We start from the raw sequence: 19,392 nt of genomic DNA, 5'->3' as shown, positions 1-19,392 counted from the left end.
CCCCGCGCGAAGGACTGACCGCCATGCCGCGCCCCACCACCGCACAGCTCTGCACCGGCACCCTGATCGTCGTCGCCACCACGGTGGCCCTGCTCGCCGTCTCCGGCTCCTCGGGGGTGTTCGAGGTGGCCGTGCTGGTCGTGTTCGCCATCGCGCTGGGGACGCTCACCACGGCGCTGCTCATGACGGTGGCCGCGCAGCGGCGGCGGGCCTCCGGCTCCGGGTCCGGGGAGCCGTCCGGACTGCCGCGGCCGGAGTACGCCGGGCGGGGCTGACGCGGTGCGCCCGGGGCGGCTGCCCCGGGCGGCGTGCGCCCGACCTCGCACCGACAGGCTGCGGGCCGACAGTCCGTGGGTGGTCAGTCCGTCGTGACGACCACGGTCTTGGCGGCCTTGTCGTGGATGCACTGGCGGTACGGCTTGTCGAAGACGCCGAACAGGCCGTCGACCGGCCACCACAGCGCACCGCAGCAGATCACCGCGGGCAGCACGAAGGTGGCCGACCTGGTCCAGGCCGCGTTGCTGCTGGGGGCGGACCCGTCGACCAGCATGGCCACCCGGAGCTTGAAGAGCTTCTTGCCGACGGTCTGGCCGTCCCGGCCGAGCATCAGCCCCTCGTAGACCAGGAAGAAGGCGTAACCGAGCCAGATCGGGCCGATCCAGCCGTTCTGCCGGGTCAGGTCGGAGAACGGCAGCGACACCACGATGGCCAGGATCTCCATCATCACGAAGTCGAGGACCTTCGCGGTGATCCGGTTCGGCCAGCCGGCGAGCGGCGGCATCCCCGGCACCGGGCCGGCGCCCTGCTGCCCGTACGGGCTGCCGCCGGGCGGCGGGGCGCCGTAGGGCGAGCCGTACGGGGACCCGTAGGAGGAGCCCTGGCCGCCGGGCGGCGCTCCGTACGGGGCACCGTAGCCGGGCGGGGCGTCGTGCGGGTTGCCGCCGGGGGCGGCGGGCGGGGGCGTGCCGTACGGGTCGGACGGCGCACCTGAGGGCGGACCCGCCTGCGGGGGCTTGTCGAAGGAGGGCTTGTCGCCCCCCTCCTGCTCGTGGCCTGAGGGGTCGTTGGTGCTCATGACCCGAGTAGAACACCGCAAATACCATGCTTTAGGGATATCTGACCCGTTTTGACCCGTTTCGCTTCCGGACGGCTCGTCAACCCGGGTCAGGCACGCACCACCCGCGTGCCCGCGGCCCGGTCGTGCAGCCCGCGCCGGGACCGCCGGTCGAGCAGCGGCCACAGCAGGCCCACCACGAGCAGGGCGGTGAGCTGGCCGACCAGCCAGCGCAGCAGCGCGCGGGCCGGTCGCGGCGGACGGGGGTTCGAACGGCCGGTCGGGACCTTGACGTCGACCACCCTGATGCCCGCCAGCCGCTTGCCGAAGGTCTGCCCGGTGCGGGCGGTCGGCAGCACCTCGTACAGGACCCCGAGCAGCACCAGCAGGCCGAGCAACGCGGCCGCCTTGCCGGCCACCACCGGGTCGACCATCCAGACCTGTACGGCCCGGCCGGTCTGGTGGGACTCGGCCTGGGCCTGCTCCAGCTTCTCCCGCAGGTGCGCCACCGCGGAGGCGCTGAGCGGGACGGCCCCCGCGGCGGCGACCACCGCGACCACGACCGTGTCGACCGCCCGGGCGAACAGGCGGCGCCCGAGCCCGGCGGGCCGCAGCGCCGCGGGCTTCCGGGCGGCGGACTTGGCAGGTGCCGGCTTGGCAGATCGAGGCTTGGCGGGCGCCGGCCCCGCACCGGCAGGCCTCGCCGTGGCAGCCTTCGTACGCGCGGGCTTCGCGGGCGCGGACCGCACCACAGCAGGCTCCTCCACAGCGGGAGCCTCCACGGCCGGCTCCACCGCCACCGGCTTCACCACCACCGACTCCACCGCAGCCGGCTCCGCGCGAACCTCCACCGGCGACGGCTCGGCGGCCACCGGCCGCTCCGGAGCCACCTCGGGCGCGCTCCCGACCGCCGCGGCCGCCTCGACCTCCAGCGCATCATCGACAGTGCCCTCGACAGCGTCAGCGACACCGCTCCCGGCCTGCCCCAGCACCCCCCAGGACACCCACCGCGGCGCCGCCCCGGTCTCCAGCAGCCCCCGCTGCGCCGCCGGGTCGGCCCGCCAGCCGGACTCCGCCGACTCCGGCGCCATCGGCCCGTACACGTCCGCCGGCGTCGCCGGGAGCGGCGGCAGCGGCAGCAGCTCCGCGCGGCGGACCACCGGCACCGGGTCGGCCTCGACCACCCCCACCGCCTCCGCGACGACAGCAGGGGCGCCGGGGGCAGCGGCAGACGCCACGACCGCCGGCCGGTGCGGCTCGACGGCGGCGCGCGCCCGCAGCTCCAGCTCGGCCTGCGGGGCCATGGTGAAGGCGGCTCCGGCCCCGGTCTGGTCGAGGAAGACCGGCCCGGTCTCCCCGTCCGCCGAGGGCTCGGGCAGCCGCGGCGCGGGCGGTGCCGGGATCACGACCGGCGGCGGCATGTGCCGGGGCGGGACGACCGGCGGCGCCTGCCGGGAGGCGAAGTGCGGCGGAGGCAGGTGCTCGCCCTCGGCCGGCGCCCGCCGGCTGGTGCCGGGCACCCAGCCGGCGCCGCCCCAGTAGCGGACGAAGCCGGGGATGGAGGGGTCGGGGTAGTAGCCCGGCGTCGGGCCGGCGGCCGTGTCCGCACCGCCGGCGAATGGCCGGTCCGTCATCCGTGCTTCCTTCGCGCCCGCACCGGGCCGGGTCGATTGACGCAGGCGGAGTGTCGCCGTGCAGTCACAAAGGGTAGTGCCTGGGCCGCGCGCTTCCGCCGGGTTCGGCGGAAAAGACCCCGCCCGAATGTGTGTAAGAGATCCTGTGCAGCGTGCTCTCTCCTCCCGGAGGGGCTGAGCGGCAGCCCGTTCCGGTGAGGGAGAGGAACACGGTCATGGAGCGGTCCGTCGGAGTGGTGGAGCAGGAGCTCGATCTCGACCTGGTGCTGTCACCCGAGCGCAGCGTGCCCGTCCCGGCCCGGCTCTCGTACGGGAGCCACGACCCGTTCGCGGTGCACATCACCTTCCACCTGGACACCGGGACGCCGGTGACCTGGGTGTTCTCCCGGGAGCTGCTGGTGGAGGGAACGTTCCGCCCCTGCGGGCAGGGGGACGTGCGGATCTGGCCGACCCGGTCGGGGCGGCGCAGCGTGCTGTGCCTGGCGCTCAGCTCGCCGGCCGGGGACGCGCTGCTGGAGGCCCCGCTGCCCACCGTGGCGTCCTGGCTGGAGCGCGCGCACCGGCTGGTGCCGCCGGGCGCGGAGCTGGGTGCGCTCGACCTGGACGGCTCGCTCGCCGACCTGCTGGCCTGAGCCCGGCACCCGGTGCGCCGTACCCCCGGCATCATGCCCCGTGCGCCGCGCCCCCGGCCCGGCCTGCGGCTGCCGGCCGCTGCCGCCGTCAGGCCTGCTGCGACTCGCGCGGGGCGTCGTCCGCCCGGCGCCCGGCGCCTGCCGCCCGGCCCGGCCGCTGCTGCGGCAGTGCGGCCAGCGGCGCGCCCGCGGCCTTGCGGCGGGCCCTGACCCGGAGCGCGGCCAGCGCCAGGAAGCAGATCCCCACGATCGGGTACACGTCGGCGGGGAACTGGTGCAGCAGCGGCAGGTGCAGATCGAGGTCGCCCTTGTGCGGGACGATCCACATGCCGAAGGACAGGAAGGCCAGCAGCGTCGCCGCCAGGATCGGACGCCAGCGCATCCGCCGCACGGCCGCCGGGCGGGAGCGCTCGTGCGCGGCCTCGGCGGCCAGCAGGACGAGCACCGGCACGCACCAGACCCAGTGGTGGGTCCAGCTGATCGGGGAGATCAGCACGGCGGTGACGGCGGCGCAGCAGATGCCCCAGGCCTCGGCACGCGGGGTCCAGCGGCTGCTGCGGTGGGCCCAGGCGGCGATGGCGAGGCCGGTCAGCGCGACGGTGCCGCTCGCCAGGGTGGCGAGGGTGCCGGGGTCGGCGCTGTGCAGCAGGCGGGCGACGGCGCCGCGGACGGACTGGTTGTCGACGATCTCGGTCTTGCCGACCCGGGAGGAGTCGTAGAGGTACTTGGTCCAGAAGCCCCAGGTGGCGCCGGGCAGGACGGCGGCGCCCAGGGCGAAGGTGGCCAGGAAGGTGAGGCCGGCCACGAAGGCGGCCCGGACCCGGCCGGTGATCAGCAGGTAGACCGCGAAGAGGCCGGGGGTGAGCTTGATGCCGGCGGCGATGCCGATCGCGACGCCCTTGCTGCGCCGGCCGTCGGGCCGGGTCAGGTCCCACAGGATCAGGCAGGCCAGGGCGAGGTTGATCTGCCCGTAGCGCAGGGTGGTGAAGACCGGCTCCAGCCAGACGCCGAGGCCGGCGATCAGCACCACGCCCACCGGGCGCAGCTCGCGCCGGGGCCAGCCGACCAGCTTGAACGAGAGGTGGGCGAGCACGGCGAGCAGGGCGACGTTGCCGGTGGTGATCGCGACCCGCAGGAAGCCGATGCCGAACCAGGTGGTCGGCACGAACAGCATGGCGGCGAACGGCGGGTAGGTGGCCGGCAGGCTCCACTCGGTGACCCGCAGCGCGTACAGGTCGTGGCCGTCGGCGACGGCGGCGCCCTCGGCGCGGTAGACGATCATGTCGACCATCGAGGTGCCGACGTAGTGCCGGACGGTGGCGTAGCAGAGCAGCGAGACCAGGGCGAGCGCGGTGGCGAGGGCCAGCGGGCGGCGCGGGGCCGCGCGCAGGGCGGCCAGCGGTGCGTCGAACGGGCGGCGCCGGGCGGCCGGCGCAGGGGGCTGCTCGGGACGCCGCGGGGGCGTCCTGCGTTCCTCTTGCACCGTGCTCACATCGTGCTCCGTCCGCTGGTGGGGCCAGCCTGCGACCTTACCCGACGGGGCCCGGCGGGCGCCTGGGCAAGCGGGCCGCGCGCGGGCAGGTGCACGAGCCGGGCGCGGGAGCCGGGCGGCAGCCGGAACGACCCCGCCCCCGCGGCCGTGGGGCCTGCGGGAGCGGGGTCGCGGTACGACGGGAGTCCGGCCGCCCGCGTCAGCCGTTGTACGAGCCGAGCGCCCGGGTGAAGTCGAGCGGCTGCTGCGCGATGCTGCTGCAGGTGGCGTCGGCGTAGGTCTTGGCGCCGCCGGGGCAGGCCTTGTCCCGGGTGCCGGACCACATGGCGAGCCAGGCGAGGTGCTTGGTCTTCGCGAAGTCGGCCAGCTGGGTGGCGTCGGCGACGGTGAAGACCTCGGTGGCGACGTCGTTGACGCCGATCATCGGGGTGACCGCGACCTTCGCCCAGGCCGCCGCGTCGCCGAGCCCGAGCACGCTCTTGACCTGCGCCTGGGTGGCGGTGGCCGCGTCGATGGCGTACCGGCCCATCCGGCCCTGCGGGTTGGGCGCGACGCCGTCGCCGAAGTCCATCGCCATGATGTTCACGGCGCCGATCTGGACGCCGGCGCTCTTCGCCCCGGCGACCAGGTTGATGCCGTCCTGGGTGAGACCGGTGGGCAGGGCGGGGAGGGTGAAGGAGACGTCCAGGGACTTGCCCTTGGCGGCGGCGTTCTTCTGCAGCTGGACGATGGCCTGGGCGCGCCGGGTGTTGGCGGCGCCGTCGGCGATCGCGCCGCCCTCGATGTCGAAGTCGAGCTTGTCGAGGCCGTAGGCGTCGACGGTCTTCTGGTACGCCGCGGTCAGGTCGGCGGTCGAGGAGCAGGCCGCGGCCAGCTCGCTGCCGTTGGCGCCGCCGAAGGAGACCCGGACGTCGCCGCCGATCGCGCGCAGCGCGCCGATCTGGCCCGCCACGGCGTCGGCGGAGAGGTCGGAGACGCCGCCCCACTTCGGGGTGCAGCCGCCGCCGGAGACGACGAAGGCGAGGTTGAAGTTCTTCACCCCGCTCGCCTTGGCGGTGGCGACCAGGTCGTAGGGCGGGTAGAGCGAGGTGTCCACGTACGGGGTGAAGCGGGCGCCGGTGACCGGGGCGGGGGTGCCGGTCGGGGTCGGCGTCGGGGTGGGCTTCGGCGTGCCCGTCGCGGTCGGGCTGGCGGAGGCGCTCGGCTTGGGCTGAGTGGCGGAGGCGCTCGGCGAGGGGGTGGGCGCGGTGGTCGGCGTGCCGGTGGGGCGGCCGGACGGGGTGGGGGCCGGGCCGTTCCCGGCGGTGCAGGAGACGTTGTTGATCAGGCAGTGGCCGGGCTCGGCCTGCGCGGCGCCGGCGCCCTGGACCACGAAGCCGACCTCGACGGTGCGGCCCGGCTCGATCCGGCGGTTCCAGTCCTGCGGCTTCACCGTGACGTGCTGGCCGGAGACGGTGAAGCCGGCGTTCCAGAGCGAGGAGACGGTGGCCCCGGCGGGCAGGTCGAAGCTCAGCGTCCAGCCGTCGAGGGCGCCCGTGCCGGGGTTGGTGATCACGTAGCGGCCGGTGTAGCCGCTCTCCCAGGTGCTGGTGCGGCTGTACGCGGCGCCGACCGACGCGGCGCTGGCCGAGGACGCGAGGGCGACCACGCCGCCGGCGACGATGGCGGCGGCCACGGCCGAGGCGCCGATCAGCGTGCCCTTGCGGCTGCGGCGGTGTCCGGGGCGGCGGGTGGGCTGGCTCGTCGTCATGGGGCGGGGTACCTCCGGGAGTGGGACCGTCGTACCCGGGGTCCGCGACCCCGGCGCCGCTGACGCTAGCGACGACCAAGGGGACGAAACGGACAGCTGAGACAGGGGTAGCGCTGGCTTAGGGCCCGGTTAAGGAACCCGCCTCCACCCGCCCCCTGAAACCGCGTCAGCCTCCTCGGCCCCGGCCGCCCCGGCCACCCCATCAGCCACGTCAGCTGCTGTCAGCCCCGGCGGCGCGACGCCACGGCGAACCGCCCGGCCCGCCGGCGGGCCTGGCGCGGGGCGGCGGCCTCCGGGCGGGTCTGGATGCGCAGCGCGATCTCCGCCCCGCCGAGCCCGGCCGAGCGGCCGAGCGCGACCTCGCCGCCGGTGTCCTCGGCCAGTTTGCGGGCAATGTCCAGGCCGAGGCCGGTGGAACCGTCGCCGCCGTGGCCGGTGCCGCGTTCGATCGCGGTGTCGGGGTCGGTGAAGCCGCCACCGGCGTCGCCGACCAGGACGATCACGGAGTCGGCGGTGGCCATCAGGTCGACCGAGAAGGCCGTACCGACCGGGGTGTGCCGGAAGACGTTGCCGAGCAGCGCGTCCACCGCCGCGGCCAGGTCGCCGCGCTGGACCGGGACCTGGACGGCGCCCTCGGCGCCCGCCAGCTGCCACGGGCGGCCCTCGTCCTCGGCCAGCGCGGACCAGAAGCCGACCCGTTCGCGGATCACCTCGACCGCGTCGCAGCCGAGCGTGACGGCCGGGGCGTCGTCCGGCGCCCGCCGGGCCGAGCGGATGATCTGGTCGACCTCGCGCTCCAGCTGGGAGACCGCGTGCCGGGTGGCGTCGGCCGCGTCGCCGTCGCCGAGCGAGGCGGCGTTCAGCCGCAGCACGGTCAGCGGGGTGCGCAGCCGGTGCGAGAGGTCGGCGGCGAGCTCGCGTTCGGCGGCGAGCAGGTGGACGACGCGGTCGGCCATGGCGTTGAAGGCCTGCCCGGCCTCCCGGAGTTCCTCGGGCGCCTCGGCGCCCTGCCGGCCCTCGACCGGGACCCGGACGGCCAGGTTGCCGGAGCCCAGCGAGCGGGCGGCGACGGCCAGCCGGCGGGCCGAGGCGACGATCCGGGCGCCCATCCGGTCGGCGACCAGGACGGAGATCGCGACCAGCGCGAGCGCCACCAGGGAGAGCACCAGCCAGGCGGTGGCGACCCCGTGGGTGAGGTCGCCGTCGACCACGTGCACCTCGATCACGGCGATCCGGCCGTTGTCGACCGCGACCGGCTGGAGCAGGGCGAAGCCGCCGGGGACGGCCACGGTGAAGGAGCGGCCCTGCTCCTCGACCGAGCCGATGTCGGCGGCCCTGGCCCGGACCTCACCGACCGTCGGCCCGCCGGGCAGGTGGACGGCGAGCCGGCCGCGGGCGCCGGCGTCGGTGGTGGCGAGCGCCCGCCCGATGGCGTCCGGGTCGGTGGTGATGGCGAGCGCCGGGCCGAGGGCCGCGGCCTGGCGTTCGGCGGCGGTGAAGGCGCGGTCCCGGGCGGTCTGCTGGACCATCAGGCCGAGCGGGATCAGGAAGGCCAGCGCGACCATGGTGGTGCCGGCGACCGCCGCCTTGACCATGGCCCAGCGCAGCGAGCGGGTGAACCGCCTCACGGGGTGGATCCGGCGGGCCCGCCCGGTGCCTCCAGCCGGACCCCGACGCCACGCACGGTGTGCAGGTAGCGCGGGCTGGAGGCGGTCTCGCCGAGCTTGCGGCGCAGCCAGGACAGGTGCACGTCGATGGTCTGGTCGCCGCCGTAGGTCTGCCGCCAGACCTCGGCGAGGATCTCCTTGCGCGGCACCACCACGCCGGGGCGGGCGGCCAGGAAGGCCAGCAGGTCGAACTCACGCCGGGTCAGGTCGAGCGCCCGCCCGTCCAGCACGGCCTCGCGGCGCTGCGGGTCGATGGCCAGGCCGCCGACCCGCAGGATCTGCGGGGTGGCCACCCCGCCGCCGCCGAGCCGGCGCAGCACGGCCGCCATCCGGGCCGTCAGGTGCTCGGCGGAGAAAGGTTTCACCAGGTAGTCGTCGGCGCCGTCGTTGAGCAGCCGGACGATCTCGGCCTCGTCGTCCCGCGCGGTGGAGATGATCACCGGGACGTTGGTGACCCCGCGGATCATCTTGAGCGCCTCGCTGCCGTCCAGGTCCGGCAGTCCGAGGTCGAGGATCACCAGGTCGCAGCCGACCTGGGCGACCTCGCGCAGCGCCTCGAGCGCGGTGCCCACGCTGCGCACGGCGTGGCCGGACTCGGAGAGGTGCCGGATGAGGGCGGAGCGGACAAAGGGGTCGTCCTCGACCACGAGCACTGTTGCCATGGCCCTGCACGGTACGCCATCGGCCCGCATTGGTCTGTACCTCGGGTGGCAGAACCGGCGCCGGGGCCATTTTCCCAGCCGTCCTTCGGATTGTCCGGGGCACCGACCTGCCGTCCGCCGGGATACGGCAGGATGAGCGGCGATGCGGAGCGGACTGGTACAACTCGGCGCCTGGACGGCGGCCACCGGCGCGGCGGTGGTGCTGTCCTGGCTGGGCGTGCACTCGGTGCTGGCCGGCACGGTGTTCGAGCAGCCGACGGCCGTGCCGCTGCCCTCCGCCGCCGCGCCCTCGCCGACCCCGGAGGCCGCCTCCGCGCCGCCGACGGCGAGCAGCACCGAGGCCCCGGCCCCGGCGGGCAGCAGCGCCCCGCCGAGCACCCGCAGCGCCGCGCCCAGCCGTACGCCCGGCCCGCGGCCGAGCCCGAGCGCCTCGGTGCAGAGCTACCTGGTGCCGGGCGGCCGGGTAGCCCTGGACCTCCGGGCGGACCGGGCCGAGCTGATCTCGGCGACCCCCGATCCGGGCTGGAAGATGCAGGTCTGGAACGAGCGGGAGTGGATGCGGATCGACTTCTCCCACCCGGACGGCACCAGCTCGGTCTTCGTCACCTGGAACGGCCACCCGCCGATCGTCCAGACCGTCCCCGCCCCATGACGGACGCCCGGTGACGGACGCCCGGTGATCGGCGCCCCGCCAGCGGTGCCCGGTCAGCGGTGCAGCGAGGTGGTCGGCGGCCGCACCCGGGCGGGCACCGGCGTGAACCCCGGCAGGTACGGGCCGGCGTACCCGGTGCGGTCGACCAGGGTGTGCCGGGCGGCGCCGGCGGTGGCGATCACGGCGAGCACCACGGTGCCGTGCCGGTCGGTGACCTCGTACGGCTCGACGATCGGCGCGGCGCCGCGGTCGACCGCGTAGTCGAAGGCGGCGAAGGCGTCCGGGACGCGCAGCGAGAGGTCGACGATGCCCTCCCCGAAGCGGGCCAGGTGGTCGGCGATCAGCCGCCCGTGGTCGGTGAGCACCTGCACCACGGAGGTGAGCACGTAGCGGGCGGGGCCGGTCTCGAAGACGTACGCGCAGGTCTCCGGGTTGCCGTTCTCCGGTCCCGAGTAGGCGGTGCAGCGCATGGCCAGCGTGGCGGAGTAGTAGTGGGCCGCCTTCCGGGCGTCGTGGACGGCGAGCACCACGGCGTCGGGGCCGGTGATCGGACGGAAGTCGTCGGCGGGTTCCTGGGTCAGCGGTGCGGCGGAGATCTCGGTCAAGGCGCTCCTCCCCGGTCGTCCCCGAGGCGCGGGGTGGGGGCCCGGGCGCGGGGTGTGGGGGGAGACTGGCCCTCGGCGGATCGATGCGCAACTGTTCCGATTCATCCTGGGCAAGGTGCCCGTCGGCGCCCGAAAATGGCGGCAGCCACTGTGCAGTTTGCCCACCGGACGGAGCCCCTGTGCACTCCCCCAACGATGCGATCGACGCGCTCGACGGAAAGTTGATCAGTCTGCTCAGCGAGGAGCCGAGGATCGGCGTGCTGGAGTGCTCCCGCCGGCTCCAGGTGGCCCGCGGCACGGTGCAGGCCCGGCTGGACCGGTTGCAGGCCCGGGGGGTGATCGCCGGCTTCGGGCCGCAGGTCGAGCCGGCGGCGCTCGGGTACCCGGTGACCGCGTTCGCGACCCTGGAGATCTCCCAGGGCCAGGGGGTGGACGTCCGGGCCCACCTGAGCGGGGTGCCGGAGGTGCTGGAGCTGCACACCATCACCGGGCAGGGCGACATGCTGGTGCGGATCGTCGCCCGGTCGAACGCCGACCTCCAGCGGGTGATCGACCGGGTGGTGGGCTTCGACGGGATCGTCCGGGCGTCGACCGCGATCGCGCTGGAGAACCCGGTGCCGTACCGGGTGCTGCCGCTGGTGGAGCAGGCCGCCCGGGAGTGACCGCGCCGGGCCGCCCCGGCCGGCCCGGGTCAGGAGCCGGTCAGCAGTGCGGGACGGGTGCCCCGGCGTCGAGCGCGTTCAGCGCGGCCACCGACTCGTCGATGGTGGTGACCGGGATCAGCTGCAGGCCGTCCGGCAGGTTCACCTTCGCGTCGGAGCACTCCGCGGCGGGGAGCAGGAAGACGGTGGCGCCGTCGCGGGCCGCCGCCTGGGTCTTCAGCGGCACCCCGCCCACCGCGCCGACCCGCCCCTGGTCGTCCACGGTGCCGGTGCCGGCCACCACCCGGCCGCCGGTGAGGTCGCCGCCGTGGCCGTTGCCGGCGAGCTTGTCGATGATCCCGAGGGTGAGCATCTGGCCCGCGCTGGGGCCGCCGATGTCGCCGAGGTCGACCGTCACCTTGACCTGGCCGGGCGGCAGGTGGAGGTGGTTCAGCGCCGCCGTGGTCGCGGCGTCCTGGGACTCCGTCATCTGCCGGGTGGTCTCCTGCACCGCGTCGGCCGGGTCCGGCTCCGGGTAGACCAGGTCGGTGGGCAGTACGGCCCGGTCCTCGTCCAGCCAGCCGTCCAGGGCCTGGCGCAGGGTGATCCGATCGCCGGCGTTGGTGGCCGAGATGGTGGTGGCCCGGAGCTGACCGCTGGTCGTCCGGACCGGGGCGCCGGTGATGGTGAGCACCGGACGGCCCTGGTACGAGCCGAGGGTGTCGGCGGTGACCCCGGGTGAGGTCAGCGTGAACGGCAGCGGCGCGAAGGCGGCGACCGCGAACAGCGCGACCACCGTCACGCCGCACAGGCCCAGCGCACGGGTCTTCGGAGCGGTGAGGGCCGCGGGCAGCTTCACAGGGGACACACCTTCACAGGAGACACACCCCGCATCAAAACACACCCGGGGCTCCCGCCGGGCACTACCGCAGGGCGTCGGCGACCTCGGTCGCGGCCTCCACCACCCGCGGGCCGACCCGCTCGGGCACCAGTCCGTTGAGCATCACCACGCCGACGCTGCCCTCGATGCCGCTCAGCCCGAGCAGCGCGGCCGCGGCGCCACTGGCCCCGGACTGCTCCTCCGCGTGGGTGACGACGAAGCCCTGCTCGGGCCGGCGCTGGCTGGGGAAGGTCCGGGCCTCCAGGATGGCCCGGCCGGCCGCGCTCTCGCTGAGCGGGTGCCGCAGACCGGTCCGGTAGGCGACGTGGAAGTCGGTCCAGGTCGGCTCGACCACGGCGACCGCGAGTGCCTCGCTGCCGTCGACCAGGGTCAGGTGGGCGGTGGCGCCGAGGTCCTCGGCCAGGCTGCGCAGCGCCGGCAGCGCCGCCTCGCGCAGCAGCGGGTGCACCCGGTGGGCCAGCCGCAGCACGCCGAGCCCGACCCGGGCCCGGCCGCCGATGTCCCGGCGGACCAGCCCGTGCTGCTCCAGGGTGGCCAGCAGCCGGTAGACCACGGTCCGGTTGACCGCCAGCCGGGCGGCCAACTCGGTCACGGTCAGACCCCGTTCGGAGTCGGAGAGCAGTTTCAGCACCCGGACACCTCTGTCCAGGGTCTGGGAAGTCTCAGCAGTCACGACGCGCATGTCCTTTCCGCGGCGGTCGCCGGACCGGCGGGCTGCCGGTACCGGGACGGAGGTGTCGCGCGCGAGTGGGTGTCCGCGCTGGAAGCCACGTCCCGGCGCCATTGCCGGACGGACGGCTCTGCGGTGCGCACTCGGGTCGAGGTGGTCGGTGCGAGTGAGCGTGGGGGGAAAAGTAGTGAACGGGAGGCGCCGGCGGAACCCCTTGTCCAAAATCCGATCCGGATCGACGCGCTACCGAGATGAAACTCCAGGCAAATCCCCCATAACATCCGGTGTTATTAGATCATCAGTGCGAATACAGTCCGGAGTCCGGACACCGTGGAGTGTCACCCACCGCTTCCGGACCGCCCCGGCCGCCCGTGGCCGGGTACGACGAACGCCCGGCGCCTTTCGGCCACCGGGCGTTCACCCCTGCGTCGAAGCGCCGCCGCTCAGGAGGCGGTCGCCCACTCCCGGATCCGGGCGATCCGCGCCTTCAGCTGGTTGGCGGTCGCCTGCGCGGTGAGCGGCCCGCCGCACTGGCGGCGCAGCTCGTTGTGCACGGTGCCGTGCGGCTGGTTGGTCCGGTGGTGCCAGGCCGCGACCAGCGCGTTCAGCTCCTTGCGCAGCTCGCGCAGCTCCTGGTGGGTGACCACCGGGCGCTGCTCGGCCGGGAGTTCGATCAGGTCGGCCTCCTCGGCCGGCTTGGCCTTGCTGCGCTGGATCTGCCGGTGCTGGCGCTTCTGCAGCAGCATCTGGACCTGGTCCGGCTCCAGCAGACCCGGGATGCCGAGGTAGTCCTCCTCCTCCTCGCTGCCCGGGTGCGCCTGCATGCCGAACTCCATGGCGTTGTACAGCACCCGGTCGAAGACCGCGTCCGAGCCCAGCGCCTCGTAGGAGAACTCCTCGCCACCCGCCGTGTCCGGCCCGTCGTTGGCCTTCTCGGCGTCGGCGAGCAGCCGGTCCTCCTCGTCGAAGAGGCCCTCGCCCTCCTTCTTCGGGCGGTCCAGCACGTGGTCGCGCTGGACCTCCATCTCGTTGGCGAAGCCGAGCAGGGTCGGGATGGTCGGCAGGAACACCGAGGCCGTCTCACCGCGCTTGCGGGCCCGGACGAAGCGCCCGACCGCCTGCGCGAAGAACAGCGGGGTGGAGATCGAGGTGGCGTACACCCCGACCGCCAGCCGCGGCACGTCGACGCCTTCGGACACCATCCGGACGGCGACCATCCAGCGGGAGTCGCCGGCCGAGTAGTCGGAGATCCGCTGCGAGGCCTCGGTCTCGTCGGAGAGCACCAGGGTCGGCTTCTCCCCGGTCAGCTCGCGCAGGATCTTGGCGTACGCGCGGGCCACGTTCTGGTCGGTGGCGATCACCAGGCCGCCGGCGTCCGGGATGGCCTTGCGGACCTCGGTGAGCCGGCGGTCGGCCGCGCTCAGCACGTTCGGGATCCACTCGCCCTGCGGGGCCAGCGCGGTCCGCCAGGCCTGGGCGATCAGGTCCTTGGTCATCGGCTCGCCGAGCCGGGCCTCCAGCTCGTCGCCGGCCTTGGTCCGCCAGCGCATGTTCCCGCTGTAGGAGAGGAAGATCACCGGGCGCACGACGTGGTCGGCCAGCGCGTGCCCGTAGCCGTAGGTGTAGTCGGCCACCGACTTGCGGATGCCGTCGCCGCCCGCCTCGTACTGCACGAACGGGATCGGGTTGGTGTCCGACCGGAACGGCGTCCCGGTCAGCGCCAGGCGCCGGGTGGCCGGCTCGAAGGCCTCGGCGCAGGCCTCGCCCCAGGACTTGGAGTCACCGGCGTGGTGGATCTCGTCCAGGATCACCAGGGTCTTGCGGGCCTCGGTGCGGTTGCGGTGCAGCATCGGGTTGACGCCGACGCCCGCGTAGGTGACCACGATGCCGTGGTACTCCCGGGACAGCGGCCCCGAGGAGTAGCCCGGGTCGAGCTTGATGCCTATCCGGGCCGCGGCCTCGGCCCACTGCTTCTTCAGGTGCTCGGTCGGGGCGACGACGGTGATCTGCTGCACCAGGTGGTTGTGCAGCAGGTACGACGCCAGGGTGAGGGCGAAGGTGGTCTTTCCGGCGCCCGGGGTCGCGACGGCCAGGAAGTCGCGCGGCTGCTTCTCGACGTATCGGTCCAGCGCCCCCTGCTGCCAGGCCCGCAGCGAGGCGGCCGTGCCCCAGGGGGCGCGGCCGGGGAAGGCCGGGGACAGGTGCGAGGCCGCGGTGGTGCCGGCCGGGCGGGCGGGTGCGTTCGGGTCGGCGTCCGAGAACAGGGGGGCCATCGGGGAGGCGGCAGTACTCACGGTCTCCGAAGGGGGTCGTCGCAGGTCAGGGCGGTCTTCTGCCCCCGGCCCACGGGCGGTCGGCGGTCGTACAACCCGCCCAGCCTACCGGGCCGGTGGCGCCGCCCGGCCCGCGCCGCGCTCGTCCGGCCGATCCGCCGGCCGGGCGATCGGGCCCGCCGCGACCCTCCCCCGGACGGTCGGACCAGGGGCCCGCCCGACCCCTCGAAGGCCGCGCCACCCCCGGCCGGGCGGGTGAAGTTCACACCATCCGACCGGATTTTCCGCCACATTCGGTTTGATGTGACCCGGATCACACCAGAAACGGCGAAAAGCCACGTAACGCCGACCCACCGGCGGACTCCCACATCCGGAGCCCGCACCCGCCCCAGGCGTCACGCGGCCCGCACCGAGTCCCACCGGGAGGAACCCCGCATGTCCGGTACGTCGGCAGTCGTCGAACAGGTCGTCCAGGCCCGTCTGATCCTCAGCGCCCAGCGTTCGGCGCCGCTGCAGGTGGTCCTGCGGTACCGCGCGGACGACCCGCTCGCCGTCCGGATGGTCTTCCCCGCCGAGTACGCGCTGGACGGCCCGGCCGAGGACCCGCAGGACGGGGACGGCGGCGCGGCCGGCCACGAGCCGGACCCCGGGGTCGAGTGGGTCTTCGCCCGCGTCCTGCTGGCCACCGGGGTCGACCGCCCGGCCGGCCCCGGCGACGTGCACATCCGGCCCGCCCTGGACCGCCGGACCGTGGTGGAGCTGCGCGCCCCCGAGGGCGTCGCCCTGCTCCACTTCCCCACCCAGGACCTGCGGCGCTTCCTGTGGCGCAGCCACCTGGCCGTCCCGGCCGGCCAGGAGACCCGCCACCTCGACCCCGACCGGGCCCTGGCCGAGCTGCTCCGCTGAGCGCCGCCGGCCGTTTCGCTAGGCCGACAGCCGCCGCATCAGCCGCACCCCCTGGGCCGGCGTCAGGTGCGGCAGGTAGGCCTTGCCGATCGCCCGGGTGATGCTGCCGAGCGCCGCCGGGTCCGGGTAGACCATGTACATCGGCCGGTACTCCGGCTGGAACTTGGCCTTGAACGCCAGCAGCGAGCGGAAGCCGTAGACCGGCTCCAGCGTCTTGCCCATCCAGTCGAGCATCCGCTGCAGCGCGGTGGCCGGCTCGCCCCGGTCGGAGCGGGCCAGCGGGGCCCCGGACAGGCTGAGGAACTGGGCGCCCTCCTCCTTGAAGCCCAGCGCCGCCGAGGCGATCAGGAACTCCATCACGCCCCGGAAGCCCTCGCTGCGCCGCCGCATGAAGTCCAGCGTCCAGCCGACCGGCTCGCCCTCCCCGTACACCGGCATCCAGCTGGTCAGCCCGTGCACCGTCCGGTCGGCGTCCACCGCGACCAGCACCCGCACGGCCGGGTCGGCCAGCTCGGCCAGCCCGCCCAGGGTGAAGCCCATCTCCGGCAGGCCCTTGTCGGAGACCCACTCCTCGGAGATCGACCGGATCTGCTCCCGGATCGCGATCGGGGCCTCGTGGTAGGTCCACCACTCGGCCGTGATGCCCTGCTTGCCGGCCTTGTTCAGCGAGGTGCGGATGTCCTGCCACTTCTTCCCGGTGAAGGCCAGCTCCGGCAGCGCCACCACGGTGTCCTCGGCGACCTGGAGCGAACGCCAGCCGAGTGCCTCGGCCGCCGCCGCCGTCCCGGGGGTGACGCTGTAGAAGCACGGCGTCCAGCCGCGGGTGTCGCAGTACCGGGCGAATCCGGCCACCGCCCGCTCCCGGGCCGCCGGTTCGCCGAACGGGTCGCCGGTGGTCAGCGCCACGGTGGCGATCACCCGGTACGGCACCGCGGCCAGCCCCTGCTCGTCGAACCAGTAGTGGTTGCCGTCCCAGGTCGAGATGAAGGACAGCGTCGACCCGCCGTGCGCCTGCAGCAGCGCCCGCGCCCGGGCGGCGTCCTCGGCGTCGGTGTGCAGCACCGGCCGGCGGAACGCCAGCACCAGCGCCACCAGCGTGATCGCCCAGAACACCACCCCGCAGTAGTTCTGCAACGCCTGCGCGGTGCCGCCGGCCGCGATCGGGTAGCCGGGCAGCAGGTCGTTGTACGAGGGCGGCAGCAGCTCCGAGGGCAGGCCGGCCAGCAGGTCGGTGAAGCGGGCGTCCGGCTCGTACTGGTCGCGCACCAGCCAGCCGATGCCGAGGTACACGCCGCAGCACAGCACCAGCGCGCCGCCGACCACCGCGCCGAGCCGGACCATGTCCCGGTGCGCCAGCCGCTGGTCGAAGCTGCGCCGGGTGACCCACTGGAGCACCAGCAGCGCGACCGGCAGCAGCAGGGCCTCGCCGATCAGCTCGAACAGCAGGGACAGCCCGCCGTCCTGGGCGAAGCTGTCGTAGTTGTCGGACAGCAGCCAGGCCAGCACCCCGACCCAGGCCAGCTCGGTGACCGCGGCCAGCCACCAGGCCAGCCGCAGCCCGCGGCGCAGCCCCTCGGCCAGCACCAGCAGCAGCACCGGCACCAGCGCGGCCATCAGCCGACCGGGCGAGTCGAAGAACCGCTCCACCGAGTGCGCCCGGGCGCACTCCGAGGTGGAGGTGGCGCAGGCGTCGGCGATCTCCGTCGTGGACGGCACGTGCGAGAAGTAGAGGTCACCGACGGTGTTGAACGGGCCGATGGCGTCCTGGTAGAGCGAGGCGACCAGCGGACCGATCGCGGCGGCGGCCAGGCAGAGCGCGACCAGCACCCGGGTCTCGGTGTGCGAGGCGCGGTGCGGGCGGCCCGGGCGGCGCCGGTGCAGCAGGGCGCCGCCGACCAGGCCGACCAGCACGCCCGCCACCCGCTGGACGCCCTGCAGATGACCGACGTAGAGCATCAGCACCAGCGGGACCAGGACGGCCACCAGCCGCAGCCGGCGCCGCCAGAGCAGGCTGAGCCGGTAGCTGAGCACGGCGGCCAGCGCGAGCAGTCCGGCGCCCGGGCTGACCGCGATCTGGTCCTGGATGGCCTTGGTCCACCCGAGGTCGGCCGAGACCCCGAGGCGCACCGCCCCGGTGCCCAGCAGGGTGCCCAGCACCTGGCCGGCCACCAGCACGGCGGCGGCGAGCGGGGAGCCCAGGCGCCGTTCGGCGATCGGGCCGAGCACCACGAGCAGCAGGCTGATCACCACGTACGCGCCGATGCCCGAGCACCAGAACAGCGAGGAGAGCGGGGTCCACCAGCGGCCCGCCGCGAGGGTGGGGATGCCCACCCCGACCTGTTCCAGCAGGTCGTGGTCGGGGCCGCTCCCTAGGCTGCCGGTGGCCGCGCCGACCACCCAGAGCACCACCAGCAGGGCCAGGGTGAGCGGGGCGGAGCGCAGCTGCGCGGCGTACGGGCGCAACAGCCGCAGCAGGCGGTGCGGGCCGCGTTCGGGGCGCGGGGTGACGGGGGCGGCGTCCGTGCCGCCGTCGCCGGTCACCGGGTCAGTCCGGTCTGCCGGGCGACCCACGGGAGGTAGCGGACCAGCGCGGCGCGGAAGGTGCCCCAGTCGTGGCCGCCGGGGACGGTCTCGAAGGTGGCCCGCACCCCGGCCCGCGTCGCGGCGGCGTACATCTTCTCCTGCTGCGGGCCGAACTCCGCGTCGCCGGCGCCGACCAGGAACAGGCCGGCGGTGTCGGGGAAGCGCCCACGGTCCATCAGGTGCGCCGGGTCGACCGCGTCGAAGGCGGCCTCGTCGCCGCCGAAGGCCTTGGCGACGGTCTGCGCGTGGCTGCCGAGGGTCGGCTCGGCCTGCCCGGAGACGTCCAGGAAGGAGCCGTACACCTGGGGGGCGTTCAGGGCCAGTTGGAGGGCGCAGGTCCCGCCGAAGGAACTGCCGCCCACGGACCACCGGGTGCGGCCGGTGCCGGTCTGCAGGTGGCCGTGGATCCAGTCGGGCACGTCGACCGACAGGTACGTCTGCGCCATCGCGATCCTCGAATCCATGCAGAGCGTGTTGTTGAGGGAGGAGCCGAGCGGGTCGGCGACCACCACCACCGGGGCGAGCCCCCGGTGCGCGGCGGCGAAGGAGTCCAGGACCTCCGGCATGCCGCCGGAGTTGATCCAGTCGGTCGGGCCGCCGGGCTGGCCGGCCATCAGCACCACCACCGGCAGCAGCGGCCGCGGGGAGGCCTGGTAGGCGGGCGGCAGGTAGACGTAGCCGTCCCGGGCGGTGAACCCGGACCGGGTGCCGGGGATGGTGACGGCGGAGAGCGTGCCCCTGGCGGGCAGTCCGGCGGGCGGCTGCCAGACCTCGGAGAGGGTGCGGCCGGGCGGCACGGTGACCGTCCGGGCGTCCGTCCCGGTGGTCAGGTCCTGCGTCTCGGGGGCGAGCATCGCCCGCAGCGACGGGTACTGGACGTAGTGCCGGTTGACCTGGTTGGCCGCCATCAGCAGCACCAGGACCGCCGCCAGCAGGGCGCCGGCCCGGCCGCCCCAGGTCAGCGGCGGCATCCGGAAGCCGGCCAGGCACAGGCCCAGCAGGGCGACGCCGATCCAGACCGTGACGGTCCGCGGCAGCGCGTCCGGGAAGGGCTTCCACCAGTCGTCGACGGCGTGCACCACCAACAGGGTGAGCAGCGCGGCCAGCACCACGGCGCACGGCAGCCAGCGGCCCCACCAGTGCGCGCCGGTGGAGAGCGCGAGCCCGCACAGGGCGCCGAACCCGAGGACCAGCAGGGCGTACGGCACCGGGCCGTGGATCAGCGACCAGTCGAGCGGGTTCCACCCCGCGAGCGGCCGGGCCAATGGGT

General features: G+C 74.7%; 17 protein-coding genes. 5 read left to right on the top strand and 12 right to left on the bottom strand.

Annotated features, from left to right (window positions below):
- The first annotated feature begins 23 nt into the window (after positions 1-23).
- Positions 24-275, top strand: a complete 252-nt coding sequence (locus ABT014_RS17790; protein WP_350639743.1) for a hypothetical protein — start codon at positions 24-26, stop codon at positions 273-275.
- A gap of 83 nt (positions 276-358) precedes the next feature.
- Here the strand turns inward: ABT014_RS17790 and ABT014_RS17785 are convergent, their stop codons facing one another.
- The gene (locus ABT014_RS17785) at positions 359-1,075 is read right to left on the bottom strand and encodes an RDD family protein (RefSeq protein ID WP_350639741.1); all 717 of its coding nucleotides are present in this window, start codon (positions 1,073-1,075) and stop codon (positions 359-361) included.
- Between the two features lie 89 nt (positions 1,076-1,164).
- On the bottom strand, positions 1,165-2,688 hold the full coding sequence (locus tag ABT014_RS17780) for an RDD family protein (RefSeq protein ID WP_350639739.1): 1,524 nt from the start codon (positions 2,686-2,688) through the stop codon (positions 1,165-1,167).
- A 215-nt stretch (positions 2,689-2,903) separates the two neighbouring features.
- On the opposite strand from ABT014_RS17780, the gene ABT014_RS17775 reads away from it, so the two are divergent.
- Positions 2,904-3,320, top strand: a complete 417-nt coding sequence (locus ABT014_RS17775) for an SsgA family sporulation/cell division regulator (protein ID WP_350639737.1) — start codon at positions 2,904-2,906, stop codon at positions 3,318-3,320.
- A gap of 88 nt (positions 3,321-3,408) precedes the next feature.
- Here the strand turns inward: ABT014_RS17775 and ABT014_RS17770 are convergent, their stop codons facing one another.
- From ABT014_RS17770 to ABT014_RS17755, 4 genes are all read right to left on the bottom strand, one after another.
- On the bottom strand, positions 3,409-4,812 hold the full coding sequence (locus ABT014_RS17770) for a glycosyltransferase 87 family protein (protein WP_350639734.1): 1,404 nt from the start codon (positions 4,810-4,812) through the stop codon (positions 3,409-3,411).
- 199 nt (positions 4,813-5,011) lie between these two features.
- On the bottom strand, positions 5,012-6,562 hold the full coding sequence (locus ABT014_RS17765; RefSeq protein ID WP_350639731.1) for a glycoside hydrolase family 18 protein: 1,551 nt from the start codon (positions 6,560-6,562) through the stop codon (positions 5,012-5,014).
- Between the two features lie 221 nt (positions 6,563-6,783).
- A complete protein-coding gene (locus ABT014_RS17760) occupies positions 6,784-8,169 on the bottom strand; it encodes a HAMP domain-containing sensor histidine kinase (RefSeq protein ID WP_350639918.1) in 1,386 nt (461 codons plus the stop codon).
- 17 nt (positions 8,170-8,186) lie between these two features.
- The gene (locus ABT014_RS17755; protein ID WP_350639729.1) at positions 8,187-8,891 is read right to left on the bottom strand and encodes a response regulator transcription factor; all 705 of its coding nucleotides are present in this window, start codon (positions 8,889-8,891) and stop codon (positions 8,187-8,189) included.
- A 142-nt stretch (positions 8,892-9,033) separates the two neighbouring features.
- On the opposite strand from ABT014_RS17755, the gene ABT014_RS17750 reads away from it, so the two are divergent.
- On the top strand, positions 9,034-9,543 hold the full coding sequence (locus ABT014_RS17750; RefSeq protein WP_350639727.1) for a hypothetical protein: 510 nt from the start codon (positions 9,034-9,036) through the stop codon (positions 9,541-9,543).
- A 53-nt stretch (positions 9,544-9,596) separates the two neighbouring features.
- Here the strand turns inward: ABT014_RS17750 and ABT014_RS17745 are convergent, their stop codons facing one another.
- The gene (locus tag ABT014_RS17745) at positions 9,597-10,148 is read right to left on the bottom strand and encodes a VOC family protein (RefSeq protein WP_350639725.1); all 552 of its coding nucleotides are present in this window, start codon (positions 10,146-10,148) and stop codon (positions 9,597-9,599) included.
- A gap of 179 nt (positions 10,149-10,327) precedes the next feature.
- On the opposite strand from ABT014_RS17745, the gene ABT014_RS17740 reads away from it, so the two are divergent.
- The gene (locus tag ABT014_RS17740) at positions 10,328-10,810 is read left to right on the top strand and encodes an Lrp/AsnC family transcriptional regulator (RefSeq protein ID WP_350639723.1); all 483 of its coding nucleotides are present in this window, start codon (positions 10,328-10,330) and stop codon (positions 10,808-10,810) included.
- 40 nt (positions 10,811-10,850) lie between these two features.
- On the opposite strand, the gene ABT014_RS17735 is transcribed toward ABT014_RS17740, so the two are convergent.
- From ABT014_RS17735 to ABT014_RS17725, 3 genes are all read right to left on the bottom strand, one after another.
- Positions 10,851-11,642, bottom strand: coding sequence for a S16 family serine protease (locus ABT014_RS17735; protein ID WP_350639916.1), 792 nt, complete (start codon positions 11,640-11,642; stop codon positions 10,851-10,853).
- Positions 11,643-11,712: 70 nt separating this feature from the next.
- Positions 11,713-12,363, bottom strand: coding sequence for an IclR family transcriptional regulator (locus ABT014_RS17730; RefSeq protein ID WP_350639721.1), 651 nt, complete (start codon positions 12,361-12,363; stop codon positions 11,713-11,715).
- 440 nt (positions 12,364-12,803) lie between these two features.
- A complete protein-coding gene (locus ABT014_RS17725; RefSeq protein ID WP_350639914.1) occupies positions 12,804-14,633 on the bottom strand; it encodes a DEAD/DEAH box helicase in 1,830 nt (609 codons plus the stop codon).
- 435 nt (positions 14,634-15,068) lie between these two features.
- Between ABT014_RS17725 and ABT014_RS17720 the strand changes: the two genes are divergently transcribed.
- Positions 15,069-15,539 carry an SsgA family sporulation/cell division regulator gene (locus ABT014_RS17720; RefSeq protein WP_350639719.1) on the top strand — a complete coding sequence of 157 codons (471 nt, stop codon included), beginning with the start codon at positions 15,069-15,071 and terminating at the stop codon, positions 15,537-15,539.
- Between the two features lie 18 nt (positions 15,540-15,557).
- On the opposite strand, the gene ABT014_RS17715 is transcribed toward ABT014_RS17720, so the two are convergent.
- Both ABT014_RS17715 and ABT014_RS17710 read right to left on the bottom strand, forming a co-directional pair.
- A complete protein-coding gene (locus tag ABT014_RS17715) occupies positions 15,558-18,080 on the bottom strand; it encodes a bifunctional lysylphosphatidylglycerol flippase/synthetase MprF (RefSeq protein ID WP_350639717.1) in 2,523 nt (840 codons plus the stop codon).
- Complete coding sequence (locus tag ABT014_RS17710; protein ID WP_350639715.1) at positions 18,077-19,387, bottom strand: alpha/beta hydrolase; 1,311 nt, start codon at positions 19,385-19,387, stop codon at positions 18,077-18,079. Before ABT014_RS17710 ends, ABT014_RS17715 begins: the two co-directional genes overlap by 4 nt.
- Positions 19,388-19,392 lie beyond the last annotated feature (5 nt).

This window comes from Kitasatospora sp. NPDC094015, assembly GCF_040304075.1.
Classification (GTDB): Bacteria; Actinomycetota; Actinomycetes; order Streptomycetales; family Streptomycetaceae; genus Kitasatospora.
The sequence above is the reverse complement of the archived record's forward strand: the minus strand, read 5'-3'. Positions and strand labels throughout refer to the sequence as shown.